This window comes from Variovorax glucosi (genome assembly GCF_051216695.1).
Classification (GTDB): domain Bacteria; phylum Pseudomonadota; class Gammaproteobacteria; order Burkholderiales; family Burkholderiaceae_C; genus Variovorax.
Genome location: NZ_JBPJZE010000401.1, coordinates 1 through 1,035, shown reverse-complemented (window position 1 = coordinate 1,035; position 1,035 = coordinate 1). Strand labels below are relative to the sequence as shown.

The 1,035-nt window shown below is 69.1% G+C and carries 2 protein-coding genes; both read right to left on the bottom strand.

What is annotated here, in order from left to right:
- Nucleotides 1–461, bottom strand: a 461-nt coding sequence (locus tag ACSFA3_RS26010; protein WP_435508187.1) for a sigma factor, incomplete at its 3' end; no start/stop codon positions are given.
- Nucleotides 458–820, bottom strand: a complete 363-nt coding sequence (locus ACSFA3_RS26005; protein ID WP_435472511.1) for a YciI family protein — start codon at nt 818–820, stop codon at nt 458–460. The genes ACSFA3_RS26005 and ACSFA3_RS26010, both read right to left, overlap by 4 nt.
- Between the last annotated feature and the right edge of the window lie 215 nt (nt 821–1,035).

Sequence of the window (1,035 nt, the reverse complement as noted above, 5' to 3'; positions counted from 1 at the left end):
ACATGGCGGAACTCGGTCCAGAGGCTGGCGCCGGCCATGCGCGCCGCGTCGAGGCCGAGCACGGTCTGCAGCATGAGCGGCGCGCGCGCCGCCGCGTCGATGGCCGGATGCGCGCACACGAAGAGCAGGCGCAACCGCTCGTCGGGCACGGCCGCGCCGTCAGTGGTGCCTTCGTCGACCTCGCCGGCCAGCAGCAGCAGGCTCTGCGTGGCCGCGTCCTGCACGCGGGTGTGGCGCCAGGCGTCGAGCTTGCGGTGCCGGGCCACGCTCAGCAGCCAGGCATCGGGCTGCACGGGAATACCGTCGGACGGCCAGCGTTCGAGCGCCCGCGCAAAGGCGTCGGCGAGCGCGTCTTCCGACGCGGCGATGTCGTGCGTGCGCGCCGACAGGATGGCCAGCAGCCGCCCGTACGAGTCGCGCGCCGCACGTTCGGCGGCTCTCTGAACCGCCGGATCGCTCATGCGGCTACAGCCGTCGCCATGAAGACGGGCCTGATCTCCACTCCGCCACTGGTCGCGCAGGGCGCGCGCGCCGCCCATTCGAGCGCGGCGTCGATGTCGGGCACGTCGACCACGAAGTAGCCGCCGAGCTGCTCCTTGGTGTCGGCGAAGGGGCCGTCCTGCACCTGGCGCTTGTCGCCGCGCACGCGCAGCGTGGTGCCGGTCATGGGCGGGAAGAGGCCGTGGCCGCCGAGCGAGATGCCGGCCTGGCGCACGGCGTCGGCATATGCGACCCAGCTGGCCCGGTAGGCCTGCGAGGACGCATCGTCGCGTTGTTCGAATTCGGCCGCGGGCTGATAGAACATCAACATGTACTGCATGGTGTCTCTCCGTCAAGGAAAAGGCTGTTGAGCAAGATCGCTCACCACAATGACGGCCCGCTGGCGGTCATTTCGACACGGGGTTCGTGTCGAGCAGATTATTTTTTATGCGATTGCCGTTCGGCGCAACGGTTGAGCTACCTAGGCCGTCATGCCGCCTTGGCCCTGACGGACGGCGCGAACATGGCTTCCATTTCGTTGCGCAGCCTGTAGGC